General features: G+C 68.1%; 17 protein-coding genes and 2 pseudogenes. 13 read left to right on the forward strand and 6 right to left on the reverse strand.

The genetic code is table 11. From position 1 onward, the window contains the following. Positions 1-20 precede the first annotated feature (20 nt). Both ACYQ2W_RS13580 and parC read right to left on the reverse strand, forming a co-directional pair. A complete protein-coding gene (locus ACYQ2W_RS13580) occupies positions 21-2,534 on the reverse strand; it encodes an EAL domain-containing protein (RefSeq protein ID WP_459867958.1) in 2,514 nt (837 codons plus the stop codon). 31 nt (positions 2,535-2,565) lie between these two features. Beyond that, on the reverse strand, positions 2,566-4,815 hold the full coding sequence (gene parC, locus ACYQ2W_RS13585; protein ID WP_459867961.1) for a DNA topoisomerase IV subunit A: 2,250 nt from the start codon (positions 4,813-4,815) through the stop codon (positions 2,566-2,568). Positions 4,816-5,079: 264 nt separating this feature from the next. On the opposite strand from parC, the gene ACYQ2W_RS13590 reads away from it, so the two are divergent. From ACYQ2W_RS13590 to ACYQ2W_RS13615, 6 genes and pseudogenes are all read left to right on the forward strand, one after another. Next, positions 5,080-5,340 (forward strand): YcgL domain-containing protein, encoded by a 261-nt coding sequence (locus ACYQ2W_RS13590; RefSeq protein WP_459867964.1) that lies wholly within the window; start codon positions 5,080-5,082, stop codon positions 5,338-5,340. A gap of 108 nt (positions 5,341-5,448) precedes the next feature. Further along, on the forward strand, positions 5,449-6,726 hold the full coding sequence (locus tag ACYQ2W_RS13595) for a peptidase U32 family protein (RefSeq protein WP_459867967.1): 1,278 nt from the start codon (positions 5,449-5,451) through the stop codon (positions 6,724-6,726). A 291-nt stretch (positions 6,727-7,017) separates the two neighbouring features. Beyond that, on the forward strand, positions 7,018-7,719 hold the full coding sequence (locus ACYQ2W_RS13600; protein WP_459867970.1) for a sulfite exporter TauE/SafE family protein: 702 nt from the start codon (positions 7,018-7,020) through the stop codon (positions 7,717-7,719). 31 nt (positions 7,720-7,750) lie between these two features. Beyond that, positions 7,751-8,708: pseudogene (locus ACYQ2W_RS13605) on the forward strand (sigma-54 interaction domain-containing protein). Positions 8,709-8,939: 231 nt separating this feature from the next. After that, complete coding sequence (locus ACYQ2W_RS13610) at positions 8,940-11,147, forward strand: TonB-dependent receptor plug domain-containing protein (protein WP_459867973.1); 2,208 nt, start codon at positions 8,940-8,942, stop codon at positions 11,145-11,147. Between the two features lie 243 nt (positions 11,148-11,390). After that, positions 11,391-12,122 carry a hypothetical protein gene (locus ACYQ2W_RS13615; protein WP_459867976.1) on the forward strand — a complete coding sequence of 244 codons (732 nt, stop codon included), beginning with the start codon at positions 11,391-11,393 and terminating at the stop codon, positions 12,120-12,122. Positions 12,123-12,249: 127 nt separating this feature from the next. On the opposite strand, the gene ACYQ2W_RS13620 is transcribed toward ACYQ2W_RS13615, so the two are convergent. Together ACYQ2W_RS13620 and ACYQ2W_RS13625 are read right to left on the reverse strand one after the other, a co-directional pair. Beyond that, complete coding sequence (locus ACYQ2W_RS13620; RefSeq protein ID WP_459867979.1) at positions 12,250-12,663, reverse strand: phosphate-starvation-inducible protein PsiE; 414 nt, start codon at positions 12,661-12,663, stop codon at positions 12,250-12,252. A 148-nt stretch (positions 12,664-12,811) separates the two neighbouring features. Then, entirely contained in the window at positions 12,812-13,306 is a 495-nt protein-coding gene (locus ACYQ2W_RS13625) for a polyphosphate kinase 2 family protein (RefSeq protein ID WP_459867982.1), read from the reverse strand. An 84-nt stretch (positions 13,307-13,390) separates the two neighbouring features. Between ACYQ2W_RS13625 and ACYQ2W_RS13630 the strand changes: the two genes are divergently transcribed. The 4 genes from ACYQ2W_RS13630 to ACYQ2W_RS13645 all read left to right on the forward strand — a co-directional run bounded on the left by ACYQ2W_RS13630 (position 13,391) and on the right by ACYQ2W_RS13645 (position 19,341). Beyond that, positions 13,391-14,173, forward strand: coding sequence for an RMD1 family protein (locus ACYQ2W_RS13630; RefSeq protein ID WP_459867985.1), 783 nt, complete (start codon positions 13,391-13,393; stop codon positions 14,171-14,173). Between the two features lie 207 nt (positions 14,174-14,380). Continuing rightward, a complete protein-coding gene (locus ACYQ2W_RS13635; protein ID WP_459867988.1) occupies positions 14,381-16,207 on the forward strand; it encodes a cation:proton antiporter in 1,827 nt (608 codons plus the stop codon). A 249-nt stretch (positions 16,208-16,456) separates the two neighbouring features. After that, positions 16,457-17,356: a GGDEF domain-containing protein gene (locus ACYQ2W_RS13640; RefSeq protein WP_459867991.1), complete on the forward strand. Its 900-nt coding sequence runs from the start codon at positions 16,457-16,459 to the stop codon at positions 17,354-17,356. Positions 17,357-17,391: 35 nt separating this feature from the next. Then, a complete protein-coding gene (locus tag ACYQ2W_RS13645) occupies positions 17,392-19,341 on the forward strand; it encodes an amylosucrase (RefSeq protein ID WP_459867994.1) in 1,950 nt (649 codons plus the stop codon). A gap of 357 nt (positions 19,342-19,698) precedes the next feature. Here the strand turns inward: ACYQ2W_RS13645 and ACYQ2W_RS13650 are convergent, their stop codons facing one another. Further along, complete coding sequence (locus tag ACYQ2W_RS13650) at positions 19,699-20,001, reverse strand: hypothetical protein (protein ID WP_459868003.1); 303 nt, start codon at positions 19,999-20,001, stop codon at positions 19,699-19,701. A gap of 30 nt (positions 20,002-20,031) precedes the next feature. After that, positions 20,032-20,622: a hypothetical protein gene (locus tag ACYQ2W_RS13655; protein ID WP_459868006.1), complete on the reverse strand. Its 591-nt coding sequence runs from the start codon at positions 20,620-20,622 to the stop codon at positions 20,032-20,034. A 182-nt stretch (positions 20,623-20,804) separates the two neighbouring features. Between ACYQ2W_RS13655 and ACYQ2W_RS13660 the strand changes: the two are divergent. From ACYQ2W_RS13660 to ACYQ2W_RS13670, 3 genes and pseudogenes are all read left to right on the forward strand, one after another. Next, positions 20,805-20,966: pseudogene (locus tag ACYQ2W_RS13660) on the forward strand (hypothetical protein); the annotation flags it as partial. 108 nt (positions 20,967-21,074) lie between these two features. Beyond that, positions 21,075-22,073, forward strand: a complete 999-nt coding sequence (locus tag ACYQ2W_RS13665; protein WP_459868000.1) for a hypothetical protein — start codon at positions 21,075-21,077, stop codon at positions 22,071-22,073. Between the two features lie 1,588 nt (positions 22,074-23,661). Then, a partial coding sequence (locus ACYQ2W_RS13670) for an NHL repeat-containing protein (protein ID WP_459867997.1) occupies positions 23,662-24,580 on the forward strand: 919 nt, incomplete at its 3' end.

The following is a 24,580-nucleotide window of genomic DNA, read 5'->3' on the forward strand; positions in this document are numbered from 1 at the left end:
TTTCTCCTGAAGCCTGAAGCCTACCCCAAATACTTCCCGGCGAACTCCGCCGCCGGCAGCGCCTTGCTGAAGTGGAACCCCTGGATGAAGTCGCATCCCTCCTGGCGCAGCAGCTCCAGCTGGTGGCCGTTCTCCACCCCCTCGGCCACCACGTTCAGCCGCAGGCTGTGGCCCAGCGTGATGATCGAGCGGACGATGGCGAAGTCGTCGGGGTCCTCGGTGATGTCGCTGACGAACGAACGGTCGATCTTCAGGGTGGAGATCGGGAACCGCTTGAGGTAGGCGAGCGAGGAGTAGCCGGTGCCGAAGTCGTCCACCGACACCGAGATGCCCATGTCGCGGATCTGCTTGAGCATCTGGATCGCCTCGGCGGCGTCCTCCATGATCACGCTCTCGGTGAGTTCGAAGCGCAGTAGCCGCGGATCGATCCCCGACTCGCTGAGCACCGCCTTGGTGGTGTGCAAGAAGTCGTGCTCGCGGAACTGCAGTCCGGAGATGTTGACCGCCACCGGCACCGGTGCAAGCCCGGCATCCCGCCACGCCCGCTGCTGGCGGCACGCCTCGCGCAGCACCCACTCGCCGATCGGAATGATCAATCCACAGTCTTCCGCCACCGGGATGAATTCCGCCGGTGGGATGAACCCCCGTTCGGGGTGGATCCAGCGCAGCAGCGCCTCGGCGGAGACCACCGCCTCGCCGGCCGGCTCCACCAGCGGCTGGTAGTGGAGCTCCAGGGCATCCTCGTCAAGTGCCCGGCGCAGCTCGTTCTCCAGCCACAACCGCTCGGCGGCGCGAGTGTTCATGGCGTGGGCGTAGAGCTGGAAGCTGGAGCGGGCCTCCCCCTTGGCGCGGAACATCGCGGCATCCGCATTCATCATCAGAGTCTCGGGATTGATGCCGTCGTCGGGGTAGAGGCTGATGCCGATGCTGGCGGTCATCACCAGCGGGTTGCCGTCGATGATGAACGGCTGCTGGAACGCCTCGATGATCCACCAGGCCCGCTTCACCGCATCCTCCACATGGTCCAGGGAGGGCACCAGGATGAGGTATTCGTCGCCGCCCATGCGCGCCAGGAAGTCGTTCTCCCGCAGGTTCTCCTGGAGCCGCCCGGCCACCGCCTGGAGCAGCCGGTCGCCCGCCTCGTGGCCGAGACTCTCGTTGACCCGCTGGAAGCGGTCGAGGCCGACCATCATCACCGCCAGCCGGTCGTGGTCGCGGTGGGCCTGGAACAGCGCCACCGAGAGGCGGTCCTTGAACACCCGCTGGGTCGGCAGGCCGGTGAGCATGTCGTTGTAGGAGAGGCTCTCGATGCGCTGCTCGCTCTCCTTGAGCTTGGTGATGTCGCTGAACACCGCCGCGTAGTTGGCCCGTTCCCCCTTCTCGTCGGGCACCGCGGTGATGGTCAGCAGCTCCACGTAGAGCTCGCCGTTCTTGCGCCGGTTCCAGATCTCCCCCTGCCACACCCCGTCGGCCAGCAGGATCGTCCACATCTGTTGATAGAAGGCGGCGTCGTGGCAACCGGAGCGCAGCAGCTTCGGCGTCTGGCCCACCGCCTCGGCGGCGCTGTAGCCGGTGACCCGGGTGAAGGCCGGATTGACCGAGAGAATCACCCCGTTGATATCGGTGATGATGATCCCCTCCAGCGAGGCATCGATCACCTGTTCGGCGAGCAGCAGGTTGCGCTTGGAGACGCTGAGCGCCATGTCGCGCTCGGCGAGCAATCCCTGCAGCTCGTCCACGTAGAGGTGTTCGGCGCTGCTCAGCAGGTCGGAGAAGCTGAGCACCCCGGCCAGCCTCCCCTCGTCGTCGACCACCCCGACGTGACGGATGCGCTGCTCGTTGAGCAGGAAGCGCACCGAATAGAGGGTATCGTGGATCGACACCGAGACCAGCGGCTTGCTGCACAGCTCGCCGACCGTGCCCGGCCGGTCGAGGGTGGCGACGAAACGGAGGATGTCGCGCTCGGTGAGGATGCCGAGCACCCCGTCGCCCACCTCCACCACCACCGAATCGGCCCGCGATTCGCGCATCCGCCGCGCCGCGGTGGCGAGCGACTCGGCCCCGTCGACGCGCACCGGCTCGCCGCGCAGGATGCTCCCCACCACCGCCATGCGCAGGTAGCACTCGATGCCACGGTTGAGCACCACATCGGTCTGGGTGACGATGCCACGCACCCCGCCGCCGGGTGCGGTGACCACGAAGTGGCGCACCCCCTCGCGCTGGAAGCGCACCGCCGCCTCGCCCAGGGAGAGGCTCCCGTCGATGCATTTGACCGGCGCGCTCATCACCTCCGCGACCGGCCGGTCGAGGCCGCCTCCCTCCGCCCACTCCACCTTGAGGGCGTCGCGCTCGGTCCAGATCCCCACCGGCACGCCGCCGTCCATCACCACGATGGAACTGCAACGGGCGGCGACCATCCGCTCCGCCGCCTCGCGCACGGAGGTGCGCGGGGTGCAGTTGAGCAGCGAGCGCTGGACGATCCTCTCCAGCGGCAGGTCGCTCCGGCTCAGGCAGTTTTCCAGTTCGTCGCTCAACAAGGTCCCCTATGGCTCTCCATCGTTCGATTCAGTCGTCGGCGGCCAGGCGGTCCACCTTCTGGAAGCCCCGCGGCAACAGGTTGCCGCGACGCCCCCGCTCGCCGACGTAGTGCTCCAGGTCCGCCGGTCTGAGGGTGACGAAGCGCTTGCCGGAGTGGACGGTCAACGCGCTCCCCTCGGGCAACCAGACGATCGCCGCCACATACTCCTCACGGGCCGCCACCCGCGCCGGCGGAACCTGGATGATCTTGTTGCCCTTGCCCTTGGCCAACTCCGGCAGATCGGCGGCACGGATCACCAGCAGCCGCCCGGCGGTGGTCGCCGCCGCGATCCACCCCTCGGGGCCGCCGATCGGTGCCGGCGCCAACACCCGCGCCCCTTTCGGCAGGCTGAGCAACGCCTTGCCCGACTTGTTCTTCGCCGTCAGCTCGCGCAATCGGGTAATGAAACCATAGCCCGCATCGGAGGCGACCAGCAGCCGCTCCTCCGGATCGCCCATCACCACCGCGGCGAACAGCGCCCCGGCGGGCGGATGGAAACGACCGGTCAACGGCTCCCCCTGACCGCGGGCCGAGGGCAGCGAGTGGGCCGCCAGGGAGTAGCTGCGCCCGGTGGAGTCGAGGAAGCAGGCCTGCTGGTTGCTGCGTCCCCGGGCCGCCGAGAGGAATTCGTCTCCCGCCTTGTAGGAGAGGCCCGCAGGGTCGATTTCGTGACCTTTTCCCGAGCGCACCCAACCCATTTTCGAGAGTACCACGGTGACCGGCTCCGACGGCACCAGGGCGGTCTCGTCGAGGGCCTGGGCGGCGGCCCGCTCAACCAGCGGTGAGCGGCGCGCATCGCCATACTCCTCGGCGTCACGCTCCAGCTCCTTGCGCACCAGGGTCTTCAGCCGCCGCTCGGAGCCGAGGGTCTGCTCCAGGTTCTCCCGTTCGGCCTCCAGCTCCGCCTGTTCGCCGCGAATCTTCATCTCTTCCAGCTTGGCCAGGTGGCGCAGCTTCAACTCCAGGATCGCCTCCGCCTGGGCATCCGACAGGCCGAAGCGGGCCATTAGCACCGGCTTCGGCTCGTCCTCCGCGCGGATGATCGCGATCACCTCGTCGATGTTGAGGAAGGCGACCAGCAGACCCTCGAGGATATGCAGCCGTTTCAGCACCTTGTCGAGGCGGTACTCGAGGCGACGACGGACGGTGGCGACGCGGAAGGACAGCCACTCGCCGAGCATCGTCACCAGCCCCTTCACCCGGGGCCGGCCATCGAGGCCGATGACGTTCATGTTGACCCGGTAGGAGCGCTCCAGGTCGGTGGTGGCGAAGAGGTGGGCCATCAGCCCCTCCACGTCGACCCGGTTGGAGCGCGGCACGATCACCAGCCTGGTGGGGTGCTCGTGGTCCGATTCGTCGCGCAGATCCTCCACCATCGGCAGCTTCTTCGCCTGCATCTGTTGGGCGATCTGCTCCAGCACCTTGTTGCCGGAGACCTGATGAGGCAGCGCGTCGATGACGATCTCCCCCTCGTCGCGGCTCCAGCGGGCGCGCATGCGCACCGAACCGTTGCCGCTGCGGTAGAGCCGGGCCAGCTCGGCGCGGGGAGTGATGATCTCCGCCTCGGTGGGAAAATCGGGCCCCTGGACGTGCTCCAGCAGCGCCTCCAGCTCGGCCTTCGGGTGCTCCAGCAGGTGGATGCAGGCGGCCACCACCTCGCGCAGGTTGTGGGGGGGGATGTCGGTGGCCATGCCCACGGCGATGCCGGTGGTGCCGTTGAGCAGCACGTGGGGCACCCGCGCCGGCAGCACCTTGGGCTCCTCCAGGGTGCCGTCGAAATTGGGCGCCCACTCCACCGTACCCTGCCCCGCCTCGGCGAGCAGCAGCTCGGCAAACTTGGCCAGCCGCGACTCGGTGTAGCGCATCGCCGCGAACGACTTGGGATCGTCCGGTGAACCCCAGTTGCCCTGCCCATCCACCAGCGGATAGCGGTAGGAGAAGGGCTGGGCCATCAGCACCATTGCCTCGTAGCAGGCCGAGTCGCCGTGGGGATGGAACTTGCCGAGCACGTCGCCGACGGTGCGCGCCGACTTCTTGTACTTGGCCCCGGCCTTCAGCCCCAGCTCGCTCATGGCGTAGACGATGCGCCGCTGCACCGGCTTCAGTCCGTCGCCGATGTGGGGTAGCGCCCGGTCCATGATCACGTACATGGAGTAGTCCAGGTACGCCTTCTCGGTGAAGGTCTTGAGCGGCAGCCGCTCGACACCCTCGAAATTCAGCTCGGTGGTCTCGCTCATGGACGTGGATTATGGGGATAACAGGTTGAATGAAGGGGAAAACAGCGCCGGTAACGGGCCATGAAGGCTTCTAGAATAACGAGAAATTTCCTGATTGATAAGGAAATTTCCGATATACCCGTCCGGCGGCCGGGGCGAGCCGTGTCCGCCGCGACCTCTCCGCCGGCACGGCCTACGTCCAACCGATGTGAATCGCGGGTACCCACCAGGAGCGACCGCACGGGGTATAATCGCCGCACTCTCCGATACCGCCGGATCATCACCGTGAAATGCGCGATCTACAAATCACTGAAGAAGGACGAGATGTACCTCTACGTGGAGCGGCGGGACGACTTCTCCCGGGTCCCCGACGCCCTGATGGGGGTAGTCGGCCGGCTGGAGTTCGTGATGGAGCTGGAGCTGACCGCGGAGCGCAGGCTGGCCCGCGAGGATGCCGACGAGGTGCGCCGGAACCTGAGCGAGCAGGGATTCCATTTGCAGATGCCGCCGAAGGACCTGCTGACCCATCCGATCAGTTATCACTGAGACGAACATCCAACGCAAAGATCGCGAAGGAGTGTCTTCGCGTTCTCCAAGCTACGCGCCCTTTGCGCCTTCGCGCCTTTGCGTTGAACTCTTCACTCTTCGAACCCCATGAAGCGACCCGAACTGCTCTCCCCCGCCGGCACCCTGAAGGCGCTGCGCTACGCCTTCGCCTTCGGCGCGGACGCGGTCTACGCCGGAATGCCGCGCTACAGTCTGCGGGTGCGCAACAACGAGTTCGACCTGGATCACCTGGCCGACGGCATCGCCGAGGCGCGGGCGGCGGGAAAGCGGCTCTACGTCGCCTGCAACCTGCTCCCCCACAACGCCAAGCTGAAGACGGTGATGGCCGATCTGGAGCCGTTGATGGCACTGGCCCCCGACGCCCTGATCATGGCCGATCCCGGTCTTATCGGCTGGGTGCGCGAACGTTGGCCGACGCTGCCGATCCACCTCTCGGTGCAGGCCAACACCATGAACTGGGCGGCGGTCGACTTCTGGCGCGCCGCCGGGGTGTCGCGGGTGATCCTCTCCCGGGAGCTGTCGCTGGAGGAGATCGCCGAGATCCGCGAGCGCTGCCCCGACACCGAGCTGGAGGTGTTCGTCCATGGCGCCCTGTGCATCGCCCACTCCGGCCGCTGCCTCCTTTCCGGCTACTTCAATCACCGCGACGCCAACCAGGGGAGCTGCACCAACGCCTGCCGCTGGGACTATGCGGTGAAGCCGGCCGCGGAGGACGAGGAGCGGGGGGTGGTTCTCATCGAAGAGGGAAGGCGGCCCGGTGAGACGATGGCCATGGAGGAGGACGAGCACGGCACCTATATCCTCAACTCCAAGGACCTGCGGGCAGTGGAACACGTGCGTCGGCTGGTGGAGATCGGGGTCGACTCATTGAAGATCGAGGGGCGCACCAAATCCCCCTACTACGCCGCTCGCACCGCCCAGGTCTACCGCCGCGCCATCGACGACGCACTGTCCGGCCGCCCTTTCGACCCGACCCTGATCGGCACCCTCGAGAACCTCGCCAACCGCGGCTACACCGACGGCTTCTACCAGCGCCACCACGACACCGAGTACCAGAACTATCTCCAGGGCGCCTCCGAGAGCCACCGCCAGCGGCTGGTCGGCGAGATCACCGAATATGATTTCGCGCGGCGCGAGATCATCGTCGAGGTGAAAAACCGCTTCGCCGTCGGCGACACCCTGGAGCTGATCGCGCCTGACGGCAATCGGGAATTCGTCCTGGAGCGGATGACGAACCTCGACGGCGAGGCGGTAGAGGTGGCGCCGGGCTCCGGCCACGTGGTGCGCCTACCGGTCCCCGACGGCGATTGGTCCCTCGGCTTCGTCGCCCGTTACGCCACCGGTTGGAACCACGAAGAGGAGTGAATGCTTCCGCTTCGATGCCCTCCCAACGGTAGTGCCACCCGTTGAGCAAAACAGACCCGCCCAGCGCTTTTTTCTAACACGAAGGGCAAGAAGGGGAACGGAGGGCGAGAAGGGAATCGATTCGAATTGAATTGAATTCCTTACTTCCTGCCCTTCGTTCCCCCTTCTCGTCCTTCGTGCTAAAAATCACCCGTTCCAACCGGGAAGCCGTTTCCGAGTTGCACCGCCTCCCAACGGAACCGAAGCGGCCACAAAAGGTTAGAATGGGCGAATTTCCCCGCCCCGAGCACCATGGACTACCTCTTCGGCCTCGCCTTTCTCGTCGGTCTCTCCAGCACCCCGCACTGCTTCGGCATGTGCGGCGGCATCACCGGCGCGCTCACCGTCTGCCTGCCGGCCGAGGCACGTGAACGGAAACACCGCCTGCTCCCCTTCCTCGCCGCCTACAACAGCGGCCGGATCGCCAGCTACATCGCCGCCGGCGCCATCGCCGGCAGCCTCGGCGGCGCCAGTTCGGTCGCCCTGGGAGACGCCACCGCCCACCTGCTGCTGCGCGCCTTCGCCGCCGCGGTGCTGATCTCGGTGGGCCTGCACCTGGCCGGCTGGCTGCCGGGGCTCTCCGCCCTGGAGCGCCTCGGCGCCCCGCTCTGGCGGCGCCTCTCCCCGCTCGGCCGGAAACTGCTGCCGGTGACCACCTCCCTGCGCGCGCTGGCCTACGGCGTGGTGTGGGGCTGGCTCCCCTGCGGGGTGGTCTACAGCGGCCTGCTCGCCGCCGCCGGCACCGGCAGTGCCGCAAGCGGCGCGCTATTCATGCTCGCCTTCGGCCTCGGCACGCTGCCCGGACTGTTCACCATGGGGCTGTTCTCCGGGTGGCTGATCGGCATGGGGCGCGATCCGAGACTGCGCCGGGCGGTCGGAATCGCTATAATCGCCGCGACCCTCGTCGGTGTGGTGTTCGCACCGGAGGGCGGATTGATCGGCGGGGCCGATTGATTTTTGCTTTGTGACCCGTGGGGGACTGATCATGAACCGCTTCGCCGACGCCCTGGTAGGCCGCTCGCCCGCCTTCACCGCAGTGCTCAACGCCGCCGAGATCGTCGCCGCTTGCGACGTCGGCGTACTGATCCTCGGCGAGACCGGCTCGGGCAAGGAGCTGCTCGCCCAGGCGCTGCACGCCGCCAGCCCCCGCGCGGCAAAGCCCTTCGTCGAAGTCAACTGCGCGGCGCTCCCCGAGGCACTGGCCGACGCCGAGCTGTTCGGCCACGAGAAGGGCGCCTTTACCGGCGCCGACAGCGGGCGGCTCGGGCGGATCGCCTCGGCCGACGGCGGCACCCTGTTCCTCGACGAGATCGGCGAGCTCTCCCTCCCGGTACAGGCCAAGCTGCTGCGCTTCCTGGAGAGCGGCGAGTGCCAGGTACTCGGCAGCGGCCGTCACCGCAAGGTGGACGTGCGGGTGATCGCCGCCACCAACCGCGACCTGCAGCAGGAGGTACGCGAGGGGCGCTTCCGTGAAGACCTCTTCTACCGCCTCAACATCGTCCCCCTGACCCCTGCCGCCGCTGCGCGAGCGCAGCGGTGATCTGCCGCTGCTGCTGGCCCACCTCACCGCCCAACTCGCTGCCCGCCACCGCCTGCCGGAGCCCCGCTTCGCCCGCGACGCGGTAAAGCGGCTGGAGGAGTACGGCTGGCCCGGCAACGTCCGCGAGCTACGCAACCTGTGCGAGCGGATGGTGGTGCTCCACTCGGGGCAGGAGATCACCACCGAGCGGCTGCCGGCGGAGTTCCACGGTGGCTGGGAGCAGCCGAATACCTCCGGTTTCGCCCTGCCCGCCGAGGGGCTGCGGCTCGACGAGGTGGAGGTGGGACTGATCCGCCAGGCCCTCAACCGTACCCGCGGCAACCGCTCGCAGGCCGCCCGTCTGCTCGGTATCACCCGTGACACCCTGCTCTACCGGCTGAAGAAGTACGAACTGCCCGCCTGAGCAGGAATTGCTGCCGCTCGTATCGGAAAGTGCCAGAAAATTCATCAACCGGTTGTAAGGTTTTTCCTATTCCAGTACGTTGGGCCGGCGCCTCCACGGACCTGTCGGACGATGGGGCATCGAATCGCGGAAGGGGAGGCGTCACCCCGCTACCACGGTCGATTCGACCCCTATCCGCCAAGCCCCCGGGCGCCGCCTTCCCCCTCTCCTGAGACCTGCTGGAACTGACCGATGCGGCGATACCACGCAGCCCTCCTCGCCTCGACCCTCCTCCCCGTCGCCCAAGGCGTCGCCGCCGGCGAGCCGCACGAGTTCCGGGAGCTGTTGCAGCTCTCCCTGGAGGAGCTGCTGGAGATCCCGGTGATGACCGCCTCCAAACGGATGGAGGCACGCACCGACACCCCCGCCCACCTGATGGTGATCACCGCCGAACAGATCCGCGACCGCCGCTACCGCAACCTCGCCGACCTGCTGGAGGATCTGCCGGGGGTCGACTTCATGCGCGGCACCAAGTCCTCGGCGTTCAACAACTTCGCCTTCCAGGGCCACGTCAGCAACAACAAGCTGCTGATCCTGCTCGACGGCGTGCGCATCGACCACCCCGGTGGCGGCAAGATCCCGGTGGCCGACAATCTCGCCCTCTACAACGCCAAGCAGGTGGAGGTGCTCTACGGCCCCGCCGCCGCCCTCTACGGCGCGGACGCCATGGCCGGGGTGATCAACATCATCAGCCAACGCCCGCGTGACGCCGAGCGGGTCCACGTCTCGCTCACCGGCGGCAGCGACGGCTATCGCAACACCGAAGCCACCGCTTCGGCCCGCCTCACCGAGCGGGTCGCCCTGGAAGTGGGGGCCCACGAGCACCGCGCCGACCGCGCCGACCTCTCCGCCGACTATGCGGACGACTTCCCGCGGGTCGACGCCGTCACCTTCGACGGCACCGTGGCGCTCCCCGCCGCCCTGCGCGAGTCCTACACCGGCGAGATCTCCAGCGGCAGCCGCTTCGCCCGCCTCGACGTCGGCGACGACCTCACCCTGTCCTACCACCGCAGCGACTTCCGCAGCCTCACCAGCACCGGCGACCGGCCCGACACCGCCCGCTACCTCTCCTCGGCGTACTGGGACACCACCATCGACACCCTCTACGCCAGGTACCGTTTCGAGCTGAAGCCCCGGCTGACCGGTGAACTGACCGTCGACTACTCCGAATACGAGGTCTCCCCCTCCTCCAGCTACGTCAACATCTTTACCGGCTTCGAAGACCACGGCCACGACTACGCCTTCTCCCGCCGCCGCGGCTTCGAACAGCAGCTCACCTGGAGCGCCGACGACACCCACACCCTGGTGGGCGGGCTCGCCCACCACGACTACCGCTCGGTGGAGGTCCCCGACCTGCCGACCGCCCTCGACCCGGACCGCTCGGTGGCGAGCCAGGACCTCACCTACGTCAACACCCCCCTGCCGATCCAGACGTTCCAGAACGATTTCACCACCACCTCCCTCTACGCCCAGCTGCAGTCCCGCTGGAGCGCGACCCTCTCCTCCATGCTCGGGCTGCGCTACGACCGCAACTCCGACTACCGCAACACCCTCAACCCGCGTCTCGGACTGGTCTGGAAGAACACCGGGAACAGCTATCTCAAACTGCTCTACGGCGAGGCCTTCCGCGCCCCCTCCTCCGACGAGGCGTTCAGCACCTTCGGCTCGTTCAGCGGCCAGCGGAACGCCGCCGGAGAGTACGTCGGCTACTTCTTCCGCGCGCCCAACGCCGAGCTGGAGCCGGAGGAGTCGCGCAGCCTCTCGCTCACCTGGGACTGGCGCCCGCGGCGAGACCTCAACCTGGTGGTCAACACCTACTACGCCGAGATGGAGGACATCATCGTCAGCCGCGACGAGGTCGTCCCCACCCAGTACATCCCCGGCGCCCGGCTGTTCAACACCAGCATCAAGGACAACATGGGCAGCGAGAAGCACTACGGTCTCGATCTGATCGTCAACGCCCGCTTCCAGTTGAGCGAGGCGTGGCGCGGCGACCTGTGGGGCAGCTACAGCTACACCGACGGCGAGGTCTATGACGTCGAAGACGGCCGCCGCTACGACCTCCCGTACATCGCCCGCGACAAGATCAAGCTGGGCACCACCTTCCGCTACCGCAACCGCTACACCGTCACCCCCAAGCTCTACTGGATCGGCGACACCAACACCGAGCGCAAGGACCCGGCCGACCCCGGCACCCGCATCCAGGCCGACGACTGGTTCCGCGCCGACCTCCTGCTGGCCGCCCACGACGTAGGCGCCAAGGGGATTACCGCCAACCTCGAGGTCTACAACCTCTTCGACCGCCGCTACCACGTCGCCGCCGGCTCCGGCAGCACCACCTTCGTCACCATGCCACAGCAGCCGCGCACGGTGATGCTGACCGTCCAGTACGACTATTGAGGACCGCATTCGCCGCCTCGATCCCTACCTTCCCACTGCCTGCAACTGCTGAGTGTCGATCAGGTCCAACCCTTCGCCGACAAGAGCAGGAACGCGAGGGCGGCGAAGCGTTTCAACACCACCGCCGCCGGCAGAGCCAGGCGGGCTCGATGTCTATCCCGATCATGGCCTTGACGGATTCGAACGCTATGTCGCCCCGACCGTCGTCGCCCGAAATATCAAACGCATCATCAGGAGTCTTCCATGAACCGCTCCCCGCTTCTCGCCCTCCCCCTGCTCGCCCTGCTGCTGGCGGCCGGCTGCTCCACCGCCTACCAGGCCCAGCCCACCTCGTTCAAGGCGCCGGAGAACGCGACCAACACCCAGGCCGCCGCCGGCACCCTGGTCTCCGCCGAGGCCTTCGCCGACGAGGCGGCGGCGAAGAAGGCGTTCGGCTTCGACATCCGCGGCGCCGGCATGCTGCCGGTGCAACTGGTCTTCGACAACCGCAGCGGCCACCCGGTGAAGGTCAACGGCGGGCAGACCTTCCTCGAGGACAAGGAGGGCAACCTGTGGCCGCTGCTCACCCGGGAGACCGCCCAGAAGCGGGCGCTGAAGTACGCGGAGACCAAGCAGATCTTCAGCGAGGGGGCCTACGGCGGCTTCCTCGGCGGCGTCGCCGGCGCGGTGATCGGCGCCGCGGTGGGGGTGGTCTCGGGCCACGACGTGGGCAGCACCATCGGCAAGGGGGCGGTGATCGGCGCGGCGGCCGGCGCCACCCTGGGCGGGGCCGGTGGCGCCGGTTCCAGCCAGGCGCGGCGCGAGATCACCGGCGACCTGCAGGCGAAGTCGCTGGAGAACCGCCCGGTGCCCGCCGGCGGCATCGCCCACGGCTTCCTCTTCTTCCCCGGCGAGGCGAAGTCGGCGACCCGCCTGCGCCTGCAGCTGATCGAAAGCGACAGCGGCAAGAACCATCTGCTGCTGTTCGATCTGTAAACCGGTAACCGTAGGATGGGCAAAGCGCAGCGTGCCCATCAAAACGGAACTGCCATCCTGTAGTTCACGGCCTTCATTTGATGGGCACGCTGCGCTTTGCCCATCCTACGGCGCTGTAGCCGCGGGGCTACTGTTCCTTCTCCCCCTTGGCGCTCCCCTCGTAGGGGAAGCGCACATGGCCGTAGCGGATCACCAGCACCGCCAGGGCGATCACCAGGATCGCCCCGGCCACCGCCAGCATCCGCCAGTTGTCGAGCGCCTTCATGTCCAGGACCAGGTAGCGGGCGAGCGCCACCACCGCGATGTAGAGCGGCATCCGCACCGGCAGGGTGCCGGACTCCAGATAGGCCGCCACCATCGCCAGCACCTCCAGGTAGATGAAGAGCAGCAGCAGGTCGGCGAGCCGTACCTGCCCCGCCTCCAGGATGGTGATCACCTCCTGGCTGACGGCGAACACGGTGGCCACGGCGACGATGAGCAGGCCGAGGTTCTCCAGCCACTCCAGGGCGGTGCGGCCGGCATTGACGATCTGGCGGGACATGGGCGCTCCTAGGCACGGGATGAGAGGCCGATTCTCTTCCATCTACGGCCGGGGATAAAGCGGCGGAGAGCCCCCCCCTGGTTACCACGCTCCGCGTGGTAACCTCTGCGTGGTAACCTCTGCGTGGTAACCTCGGCCACCGCGGTCTTCACCCCGGCACCTGCGCACCCCTTGGACGCTCCGCGTCGGCAGCGCCTGGAGCGGCCACCGCAGCCCCACGCAGGACGCAGAGCGTCCAAGGCAGCCGGTTGCGACGCGGAGCGTCGCAACCAGAGCCGATCCCGAGCGGATCATCCTCCTCCAGCTGCCGGCGGATCGACAGCAACTCCTCGTAGTAGAAGCGGTTGAAGATGCCGATCCGCCCCCGCTCGGGCAGGCACTGGGAAGTACGCCAGAGGAAGTCGTGCTCCAGCTCCTCGGCGCTCGGGTGCTTGAAACTGTAGACCTCGCAGCCCTGGGGGTTGACCCCCGACATCACATGGCGGATCGCCCCGTCCTTGCCGGCCGCGTCCATCGCCTGGAACATCAGCCGCACCGCGCAGCGGTTGGAGGCGTAGTGGAGCTCCTGCAACTCGCTCAGCTCCGCCACCTGCGCCTTGAGCAGTTTCTTGTAGGACTTCTTCGTGTGACCCCGGACGGCCACCGGCGAGCAGCGCCAAACCGCGGAAAATCCTCTATCCTGGCAGGCGTGCCCGATCCACGAGAAGGAGCCTCCAAAGGAGCCCCCATGCAGCGCTGCAACGCCTATGTCCTGGCCAAGCGTTTCGACTTCCCCGCCCTGCAAGAACGGCTGGCCGACCGCGGCCGCACCACCCTGCACCGCGATGCCCTCCACCTGGAGGAGGCGGGCGGCGAGGCCTTCCTCTTCCCCTACGGCGCGGCGGTGCTGTGGGGCTTCGACCACGACGGCGAGAAGCGGCTGCTCGACGCGATGGCCCCCTGCCGGGTGGAGCCGCTGGAGCCGCCCTGCTCGGACCTCTTCACCTGGGCGGTGGACGGCAGCGGGCGGATCCACGCCGACCACATCACCCTGCCCGACGACGGCCCCCTGGCCAAGCTCGCCTTCTCCCATGCCCTGGCCCAGTCGGTGAAGCTGGCGGAGCTGGAGCAGTACGCCGAGCAGACCATCGAGGAGAGCGCCCACATCCCGCGCAACATGGCCGCCGGCGGCCGCTCCGGCCTCGGCCGGCGGGAGATCGCGCGCATGCGCGGCCGGCTGTTCCTGGTGGAGAGCGACATCCACCTCCACCACGGACTGCTCGACACCCCGGAGTTCTTCTGGGAGTACCCGGAGCTGGAGGAGTTCTACGCGCTGACCGCCACCTACCTGGACGTGCAGCCGCGCATCGAGGTGCTGAACAAGAAGCTCCAGGTGATCCACGACATGTTCGACATGCTCGCCGACGAACAGAAGCATCAGCACTCCTCGATGCTGGAGTGGATCATCATCTGGCTGATCGCCATCGAGATCGCGATCTTCCTGCTACACGACCTGATGGGGGTGATCTGAACGCAGGTCGGCGATGCTCCGCCGACGCGAACGGAAGCAGCGGGGTCGGGACCGCGAGGGGGTATCCGATCGGACCATACCGTTCGGCCAGGGTCGTCGCGAAATTTCCCGCCGTGCCTCCGTTCACGTCGGCGAAGCATCGCCGACCCACGAACTGATCCACCCCTTCTCGCCCTTCGTGTTCAAACACCGCGCCCGGAAGAGCCCATGCACGATCCCGCCCTCCTCCTCGCCGCCATCGCCCTGAGCGGCATCCTCTGCCAGTGGCTCGCCTGGCGGGTGAAGCTGCCGGCGATCCTGCCGCTGCTCGCCGCCGGCATCCTGTTCGGCCCGGTGGGCGGGCTGCTCGACCCCGACGCGCTGCTCGGCGAGCTGCTCTTTCCCCTGGTCTCCCTCGGCGTGGCGGTGGTGCTATTCGAGGGGAGCCTGTCGCTGAAGCTCCACCAGCTCGCCGGCGGCGAGCGGGTGGTGCGCAACCTGATCAGCGTCGGCGCGCTACTCAACGGCGGGGTGATCGCGCTGGCCGCCTACGGGCTGGCCGGGCTGCCGCCGGCCATCGCGCTGCTCTTCGGCGCGATCATGACGGTCACCGGCCCCACCGTGGTCACGCCGCTGCTGCGCACCGTCCGCCCCACCGCGCGGGTCGCCCACATCCTGCGCTGGGAAGGGATCCTGATCGATCCGCTGGGGGCGATGCTCGCGGTGATGGTGTTCGAGGCGATCGTGGTCGGCGAACGGGGCGGCGCCTTCACCGGCTTTCTCACCACCCTGGCGGTGGGCACCGGCCTCGGCGCCGCCGGGGCGTGGGGGCTGGCGGCGCTGCTCAAGCGCCACCTCCTCCCCGAGTATCTGGTCAACGTCGCCACCCTCTCCCTGGTGCTCGGCCTGTTCGCGGCGAGCAACCTGCTGGCCCACGAGGCGGGGCTGCTCACCGTTACCGTGATGGGGGCGCTGCTCGCCAACCGCGACGACCTCACCCTGGACGAGGTGGTCTCGTTCAAGGAGAGCCTCAGCGTGCTGCTGGTCTCCTCGCTGTTCATCCTGCTCGCCGCGCGCCTCGACCCGGCGGCCTTCGCCGACCTCGGCTGGGAAACCGCCGCGCTGCTGCTGGTGATCGTCGCGGTGGCCCGCCCGCTGGCGGTGGCGGTGAGCACCCGCGGCTCCTCCCTCGAGCGGCGCGAGCAGGCGTTGATCGCCTTCATCGCCCCCCGCGGCATCGTCGCCGCGGCGGTCTCGGCGCTGTTCGCCCTGCGCCTGCAGGAGCTGGGGGTGGCCGGCGCCGAGCGGCTGGTGCCGCTGGTCTTCCTGGTGATCATCTTCACCGTGGTGCTGCAGAGCCTCGCCGCCCGCCCGCTGGCACGGCTGCTCGGCGTCGCCGAGCCGGAACCCCACGGGGTGCTGATCGTCGGCACCAACCGCTTCGCCCGCGCCGTCGCCAAGGCGCTGCACGACAACGATGTCCAGGTGCTGCTCGCCGGCCCCCGCTGGGAGGAGCTGGCGGAGGCGCGGATGGCGGGGATCGACACCTACTTCGGCAACCCGGTCTCCGAGCACGCCGACCGCAACCTCGAACTGGTCGGCCTCGGCCGGCTGCTCGCCCTCTCCCGCCGCGCCGACCTCAACGCGCTGTCCTGCCTGCGCTACCGCAATGAATTCGGCGCCAACCGGGTCTACTCCCTGCCCCACCGCGACGAGCAGGGCAACCGCGAGAAACAGGCGGCGGCGAGATCCTTCGCCGCCCCCCGCCTGTTCGGCGAGGAGGCGATGCTGGCCACCCTCACCGCCACCCTGCGCGCCGGGGGCGAGATCCGCACCACCCGGCTCAGCGAGCAGTTCGACTTCGCCGCCTACACCCGCCGCTACCGCCACCGCGCCCTGCCCCTGTTCGCCATTGACCCGCAGGGACTGCTCCACGTCTACCGCGCCGACGGCGGCCCGCAGCCGCAGCCGGGCTGGCGCCTGCTGGCGCTGCTGCCGGCGGAGCTGCTGGCGCCTCCAGCCGAGAGGCCGACGACGGACGAGACGGAAACGTAACCGATAGACCGGTATACTGGGCCCGCATCTTGGAGCCTGTCGGGCTATGGGGGATCGAGTTGTGGGCGCGGGAGGGCACGGTGCCGGTTTTTCGAAAATTCGAGGAGAGATAGTGAGCTATTTGACGAGGATTTTCGGAAAACCGGTGCCGTCATCCCGCTTTCGCGGCCGACTCATCCATAGTCCGACAGGGTCCTAGGCGGATCGACCCGTTCCACCACCCGCCCCTATCCGGATGAGAGCCTCCCGATGACCAGCGCCATCGATCGCCTGCTCCGCAACACACCGCCGACGGCCTTCGTCCTCGCGGCGGTCGCGCTGATCGCCCTGTTCGGACTGCTCGACCACCTCACCGGCCTCGAATTCAACCTCCAGCTCTTCGCCCCCGTACCGGTCGCCGCCGCCACCTGGTACCGGGGCTGGCGCGCCGGCGTGACGCTGGCCCTGGTGGCGGGGGGGGTGTGGATCGCCAGCGCCTGGGGCGCAGGGGTGTTCCATCCGCGCGAGATCGCCAGCTACTGGGACGGGGTGGCGCAACTGGTGCTTTCGCTGGCCGCCGCCTGGCTCGCCGACACCGCCCGGCGGGAGCTGCGCGAGGAGCGCTCCCGCGGCGACCACGACCCCCTCACCCAACTGCCCAACCGCCGCGCCTTCGAGGGGCAGTTGACCCTGGAAGGGGCGCGGCTGCGCCGCTACCATGACCCCTTCACCGCCGCCTACCTCCACCTCGGCGGCCTGCAGCAGGTGCGCGAGGAGATGGGCGGCGAGGTGGCCGACGAACTGCTCCGCCAGGTGGCCCGCTGGCTGCAGGGCACCACCCGCGAATCGGACCACATCGCCCTGATCCGCGGCCACGGCTTCGGTGCCCTCTTCCCGAAGACCGAATGGGGCGGCGCGCAACTGCTGCTCAAGCGGCTGCACGAGGAGCTGACCGAGACCCTGAGCCACGGCGAGTGGCCGGTGGAGCCGCGGATCGGCGCCATCACCTTCGGCCACGGCGCCGGCACCGCCACCGAGATGAGCGAGGCGCTCGAACAACTGATTGACGAGACCCGCCGCAACCGCGGCGGCGGCACCCTGCACCGCCACTGGCGCGGCGCCTCCCCGAGCAACGGCACGACGGGGCGTCGCCGCGACGACGACGATTGAAGCCGAGTGATTGGTGTGAACCGTGGAGAAGAGCGTTGAGCGACGAGGCCTGGATCAAGCGTGAGAGTGGCCGCACCCTGCTGCGGCTGATACCCCGCCTGGAGCGCCATTTCGGCGAACACACCCACACCGCCGAGTGGCAAGCCTTCAGCGAGCGGGTCCACGACCATTTCCCCGCCCTGTTCGGCGCCCTTTACCACCTCTACGGCGACCAATACGACTTCTTCTTCCACCTCGAGGCGATCCTCTGCACCGCCACCCGCATGTGGCTGGAGCGCCCCGACGACCTGAAGGCGCTGGACGCCGCCCGCGAGGCCGACCCGCAGTGGTTCCAGTCCCACCGCATGCTCGGCGCCACCTGCTACGTCGATCTCTTCTCCGACAACCTGCAGGGGATCCACGAGAAGATCCCCTACCTCTCCGAACTGGGGGTTACCTACCTCCACCTGATGCCACTCTTCCGCTGCCCCGAGGGGGACGACGACGGCGGCTACGCGATCAGCAGCTACCGCGAGGTGGAGCCCGCACTCGGCACCATGGAGGAGCTGGCCGAGCTGGCCACCGAGCTGCGCCACCACGGCATCAGCCCGGTGCTCGACTTCGTCTTCAACCACACCTCCGACGAGCACGAGTGGGCCAAGCGGGCCCTGGCCGGCGACCCCGAGTACCAGAACTTCTACCGGATGTACCCCAACCGGGCCCGGCCCGACGCCTTCGAGCGCACCATCAACGCGGTCTTCCCCGACGAGCACCCCGGCTGCTTCACCTACCGCAACAAGATCCGCAAGTGGGTGTGGACCACCTTCCACAACTACCAGTGGGACCTCAACTACGAGAACCCCGCGGTGTTCAACGCGATGGCCGAGGAGATGCTGTTCCTCGCCAACCAGGGCGTCGAGATCCTGCGCCTCGACGCGGTCGCCTTCATCTGGAAGCGGGTGGGGACCAGCTGCGAGAACCTCGACGAGGCCCACGTGGTGATCCAGGCGTTCAACGCGGTGACCCGCATCGCGGCCCCCGCGATGCTCTTCAAGTCCGAGGCCATCGTCCACCCCGACGAGGTGATCAAATACATCGGCAGCGAGGAGTGCCAGCTCTCCTACAACCCGCAGTTGATGGCCCTGCTCTGGTCGACCCTGGCGACCCGCGACACCCGCCTGCTGCGCCACGCCATGGAGAAGCGCTTCGCGCTGCCCGACGACTGCGCCTGGGTCAACTACGTGCGCTGCCACGACGACATCGGCTGGGTCTTCTCCGACGACGACGCCCGCGATCTGGCGATCATCCCCGGCGACCACCGCCGCTTCCTCGGCGAGTACTTCACCGGCCGCTTCAAGGGGAGCTTCGCCCGCGGCCTCCCCTTCCAGGAAAACGAGATCACCGGCGACATGCGCGTCTCCGGCACCTGCGCCTCGCTGGCCGGCCTGGAGTGGGCGCTGGAGCAGAGCGACGAGAAAGAGGCGGAGCTGGCGGTACGCCGCATCCTGCTGCTCCACGGGGTGATCCTGACCATCGGCGGCATCCCGCTGATCTACCTCGGCGACGAGCTGGGGATGCTCAACGACTACTCCTACGAAGAGGAGGTGGAAAAGGTGGGCGACACCCGCTGGATCCACCGCCCCCCGTTCGACTGGAAGCGCGCCGAGGAGCGCCACGACCGCGACACCTACACCGGGCGCATCTACCTCGGCCTGCTGCGGCTGATCCAGCTGCGCCAGCAGCACCTCGCCTTCTCCCGTGCCGAGACCGAGATCCTCGACACCGGCAACGACCACGTCTTCGGCTACTTCCGCCAGCACAACGAACAGAGCATGCTGGTGCTGGCCAACTTCAGCGAACACCGCCAGGTCATCTCCGCCCGCCGCCTGCGCCTGTTCGGCCTGCGCAAGACGCTCACCGACCTGGTCGCCGGCAAGATCATCATCGCCACCCAGCAGTTGGAGCTGGAGCCCTATCAGTTCATGGTGCTGCTGGTGAGCCGGTAGGCGGCAAGTCTGGAAGATTTCTGAAACCAATTCAGATATTGCGTACAAATGGCCGGAAAAAGCCCAGTATAAAATCCTTATAGACTTTACGTTATTTGCCTGAAACTCACTGCATACAGCGCCCGTCTCCCCAACGGCGCCCACTGCGGTCTCGGCAGCAGCCACGACCACGGCCACGCCCGCGACGACGACGATGGAGAACGCACCCCCCCCTCCCGGCGCAGCGCCGACAGCGCCGCCGAAGGCACCCTCGCCCTGCAGCCCCGCGACGGCACCCTGTGGCTCGCCACCGGCCGCTGCCTCTTCCATTTCGACGCCGACGGCACCCTGGCCGGTGCCGTCGAGCACGAGGCCACGCTACTCGACCTCGCCGCCGACAGCCAGCGGGGCTGGCTGTGGACCGCCGGCCCCCGCCAGGTCATCGCCTACGACGCCACCGGCGGCGAGCAGACGCGGATCGAGGCCGGCCGGCGCGAGAGCTTCCGCGCGCTCGCCTGGGACCCCGCCGACGGCGGCCTCTGGGTGCAACTGGAGCACGCCCTGCGCAAGCTCGACGCCGCCGGCGACATGCGCTTCGAACAGCGGACCCACCACGCCGAGCGACCGGTCGCCGACGGCAGCGGCGGACTCTGGTACGCCGCCGGCAGCGAACTGATCCACCTCGACGCCGCCGGCACCGAGCAGACGCGGCTACGCCCCTTCGGCCGCCGCGGCACCCTCCTCGCCCTGGCCGCCGACCCCGCCGACGGCGGCGTCTGGGTGGCCGGCCCCCGCCAGTTGGTCAAGGTCCTCGCCGACGGCACCCTGAACGCCCCCCTCGAACTGGCCGGCGGGCGCCGCGCCCCGCGCCTCTTCGCCCTCGCCCCCTACAGCGACCTGCTGGCGCCCACCGTCGCCTTCACCGCCCCCGCCGACGGGGCGCTGCTCGCCAACAACCGCCCCACCCTGCAACTGGAACTGGCCGACGACGGCATCGGCGCCGACCCCGCCACCCTCACCCTGCGCGCCGACGACGCCCCGCTGGCGGTGAGCTGCGCGGGCGACAGCGAAGCGTCCACCCCCCGGCCCCTCGCCTGCCGCCCGCTCCAGCCCCTGGCCGAAGGCGACAACCGACTCACCGCCGAAGTGGAGGACTACGCCGGCAACCGCGCGGAGCCGGCCGAGCGCCACCTCACCATCGACACCGTGCCGCCGACCATCACCGTCGAGCAGCCCGCCGACGGCCTGCTCACCAACCAGCCGCGCCAGCCCCTCCGCGGCCAGCTCAGCGAGGCGGCCCAACCACCCTCGACGGCACCGCCCTGCCCCTCGACGAGACCCTCCACTTCAGCGACACCCTCACCCTCAGCGAGGGGATCAACCCGCTCCGCCTGCACGCCGTCGATCCCGCCGGCAACAGCGGCGAGCGCACCCTCACCCTGCACCTCGATACCCAGCCGCCGGCCACCCCGGCGGCCGGCGCCATCACCGCCGAGCCCGCCGCCGACGGCCACTACACCCTCAGCGCCCCCGCCGGCAGCGTCGAGGCCGGCGCCGCCGTCACCGTCACCAACGGCGACCAACAGGCCACCGCCACCGCCGACGAAGAGGGCGCCTTCACCCTCGCGATCGCCGCCGCCTCCGGCGACACCCTCAGCCTCACCGTCCGCGACGCCGCCGGCAACGCGACCGCGCCCCTGGATATCCCGCTGGGCGAACCACTGCCGCCGGACCCGGCCACCATCGCCCCGCCGTTGGAGGGCGCCGACTTCGCCAGCGGCACCGCCTTCCTCTTCGCGGGCGAGAACCCGATCCAGAGCGGCGTCGCCCCCGGCACCATCGAGGCGCGCCGCGCCGCGGTGATCCGCGGCCAGGTCCTGCGCCGCGACGGCAGCCCGCTCCCCGGCGTCGGGATCACGGCCAAGGACCACCCCGAACTGGGCCGCACCCTGAGCCGCGCCGACGGCTGGTTCGACCTCGCGGTCAACGGCGGCGGCCAGCTCACCCTCGACTACCGCCGCGACGGCTACCTGCCGGCGCAACGCCAGCTCGACACCCCGTGGGCCGACTTCGCCCACGCCCCCGAGGCGGTGCTGCTGCCGCTGGACTCCGCCGCCACCACCATCGATCTCGCCAACGCCAGCGAAATCCAGGTGGCCCGCGGCAACCCGGTGAGCGACGCCGACGGCCAACGCCAGGCCACCCTGCTGATCCCGCCGGGCACCGGCGCCACCCTCACCCTCGCCGACGGCAGCCAACAGCCGCTCGACACCCTCACCGTGCGCGCCACCGAATACACCGTCGGTGAGAACGGCCCGCAATCCATGCCCGGCCCGCTGCCGCCGACCAGCGGCTACACCTACGCCGTCGAGCTGAGCGCCGACGAGGCGCTCGCCGCCGGGGCGAAGCGGGTCGATTTCGACCGCCCGCTCCCCTTTTACGTCGACAACTTCCTCGACTTCCCGGTGGGCGAGGCGGTGCCGCTCGGCTGGTACGACTACGACCGCGCCGCCTGGATCGCGGCGGACAACGGGCGGGTCATTCAGACTCTCGCCATCACCGACGGCCTCGCCGGGATCGACGGCGACGGCGACGGGCTCGCCGACGACGCGGCGCAGTTGGCGGAGCTGGGGATCGACGACGCCGAGCGGGCGCGGCTCGCCCAGCTCTACACGCCCCGGCAAGAGCCTGTGGCGGGTATTGATCACCCACTTCACGCCGTGGGATTGCAACTGGCCCTATGGTCCATCTAGAGGAGCCGCTGCCCCCAACCAGCCCGCGCCGAAAAACGATGCGTCGCAACCCAATCCTCCGCCCAAAGGTCACGATCCTTGCCACGGCTGCATCGTCGATGCCCAAGACCAAACGTTGGGGGAAACGATCCCGATCGTCGGAACTCCCTTATCGCTCAGCTACCGCAGCGACCGGGTCAAGGGATTCAGGTCGGGTTACACACTGGACATCGTATTGTCAGAAGAGACCGTACCGGCCCCCTTGCTAGGCATCGACCTAACCGTTTCCATTGCTGGTAGGACGTATCGCGAAAGCTTCCCCCCACTCCCCAACCAGAGCACCCGCTTCGAATGGGACGGTAGAAATGTGTACGGTCAGCGGGTGAAACATGCTGCCACGGCAACCGTTACCGTCGCCTACCGCTACGGCGTCACGTACTACTCGTCATCCGAAGAATTCAACCGGAGCTTCGCGTTGCCAGCTACCAACAGCAGCGGCGGGGAACTAAGAGCTATCGGTAACCGAGAAAGCGCGACTACTGCGCTTACAGCGACGTGGCAAACCACGGTCGGTCACTACGAATCCAGCGCCTTGGGACTTAGTGGCTGGAACCTGGACACCGTCCATTTCTACGACCCAATTGGGCGTATTCTGCAATTGGGAGATGGCGGACATCGTAGCAGTGACGCCAACACCCTCACGGCAAGACGCTTTGCCGGAACCGGAGAGCCAGGTCTATACCTCTTCCCTGCCCCCACTTCGGTGGCACGCATCACCCAACCGGTCGCGATCGCCGCCCAGGCCGACGGCACCATCCTCTTCTCTTCGCCCTACCTCCACCGAGTCTACAAAGTCAGCAACGATGGCATATTGCAGACCGTCGCAGGAAATGGATGGCAGGGCCCGATCGTTGAGGGCATCCCCGCAGAGGCAGCTGCGCTGTCGGGTGCATATGACGTGGAACCGATCCCGGGAGGAGGCTTCTACGTCGCAGACCGGTACCGCCTGCGCAGGGTAGACGCAGAAGGAATCATCACGACGATCGCTGGTACCGGCCAGCCGGGTTATTCGGGAGACGGAGGCCCCGCCATCGACGCGGAATTCAATGGGATCGCCAGCGTCGTATCCCTTCCGGACGGCAGTCTGCTCCTGGCCGATCGAAACAACTTCCGTTTGCGCCGAATCGATCCCGACGGGATCGTCACGACCTACGCGGGCACCGGGGTATCCGGAAGCAGTGGTGACGGCGGCCCAGCCACCTCAGCGCAACTGGCCGCACCAATCCACTTGGCGGTCGCACCCGACGGGACGGTCTATGTGGCGGAAGGTGCTTCTCCCACCATCCGCGCCATCACACCGGACGGGATTATCAAGCGAGTGGCAGGAGCGGACTGGCCACTCGGAACCGTGCCCAGAACGGATGAAGGCATCCCGGCGCTGGAAACCCACCTACTCACCCGCGGCGGTATCGCGGTCTCCCCCAGCGGAGAGCTTTATTTAAGCACTGCGGACAAAGTCCGGCGGGTAGATCGGGATGGGACAATCCATACCGTGGTGGGAAAAATCACCGAAGGATACGACCGATCCGGTATTCCCCTGGAAACCCCCTTGGACCACCCCGAAGAAATGGCGTTCGGCCCGGACGGTCGCCTCTATATCGCCGATCGACTCCATCACCAGGTGCTCGTACTCGAACCCCGTCTTGGCGGCACCAATCTCGGTGATTTCTCCATTGCGTCCGAAGACGGACTCGAATACTACGAATTCAGTTCTGACGGACGCCACCAGCGAACGCTGGACGCGGTGACCGGAGCAGCATTGCTCCTTTACACCTATGACGAAGACCGTCATCTCACCACCGTCACCGACGCCAACGGCAACCAGACCACCATCGAACGCGACGCCACCGGCCACCCCACCGCCATCATCGCACCCGACGGCCAGCGCACCCGCCTCGCCGTCGACGCCAACGGCTACCTCAGCGAAGTGGAGGACCCCACCGGCGCCCTCCACCAGTTCCAGTACGACGAAAACGGCCTGCTCCTCGCCACCACCACCCCGCGGGACAATACCAACCACTACGCCTACGACGACCTCGGCCGCCTGCTGGAGGACCGCGACCCGGCGGGCGGCGGCTGGCAGCTCGGTCGCGAGGAGTCCGACGACGGCTACGTCTCGATCATGACCAGCGGCGAGGGGCGCAACTACCGCTTCGCCGTGGAAAAGCTCGCCGACGGCGGCAGCCGCCTGGTCAACACCAGCCCCGCCGGCCTGAAGACCCGCAAGGAGTTCCCCGCCGACGGCACCGAACGGATCCAGTCCCCCGACGGCACCATCGAACAGGTGGTGCTCACCCCCGATCCCCGCTTCGGCATGAGCGCCCCGGTCGAAGGGGCGCGCACCCGGCTCCTCCCCTCCGGCCTGCTCGTCGAGGAGAGCACCGAGCGTACCGCCGACCTCAGCAACCCCGGCGATCCCCTCAGCTTCACCGAGCTGACCGAGACCCACACCACCAACGGCCGCGTCT

It is taken from the genome of Endothiovibrio diazotrophicus (genome assembly GCF_054657215.1).

Bases quoted from the DNA above. Each gene is read 5' to 3' on its own strand.
- parC (WP_459867961.1), bottom strand. From the start codon at position 4,815: ATGAGCGAGACCACCGAGCTGAATTTCGAGGGTGTCGAGCGGCTGCCG.
- ACYQ2W_RS13595 (WP_459867967.1), top strand. From the start codon at position 5,449: ATGAAGCGACCCGAACTGCTCTCCCCCGCCGGCACCCTGAAGGCGCTG.
- ACYQ2W_RS13600 (WP_459867970.1), top strand. From the start codon at position 7,018: ATGGACTACCTCTTCGGCCTCGCCTTTCTCGTCGGTCTCTCCAGCACC.
- ACYQ2W_RS13610 (WP_459867973.1), top strand. From the start codon at position 8,940: ATGCGGCGATACCACGCAGCCCTCCTCGCCTCGACCCTCCTCCCCGTC.
- ACYQ2W_RS13615 (WP_459867976.1), top strand. From the start codon at position 11,391: ATGAACCGCTCCCCGCTTCTCGCCCTCCCCCTGCTCGCCCTGCTGCTG.
- ACYQ2W_RS13620 (WP_459867979.1), bottom strand. From the start codon at position 12,663: ATGTCCCGCCAGATCGTCAATGCCGGCCGCACCGCCCTGGAGTGGCTG.
- ACYQ2W_RS13630 (WP_459867985.1), top strand. From the start codon at position 13,391: ATGCAGCGCTGCAACGCCTATGTCCTGGCCAAGCGTTTCGACTTCCCC.
- ACYQ2W_RS13635 (WP_459867988.1), top strand. From the start codon at position 14,381: ATGCACGATCCCGCCCTCCTCCTCGCCGCCATCGCCCTGAGCGGCATC.
- ACYQ2W_RS13640 (WP_459867991.1), top strand. From the start codon at position 16,457: ATGACCAGCGCCATCGATCGCCTGCTCCGCAACACACCGCCGACGGCC.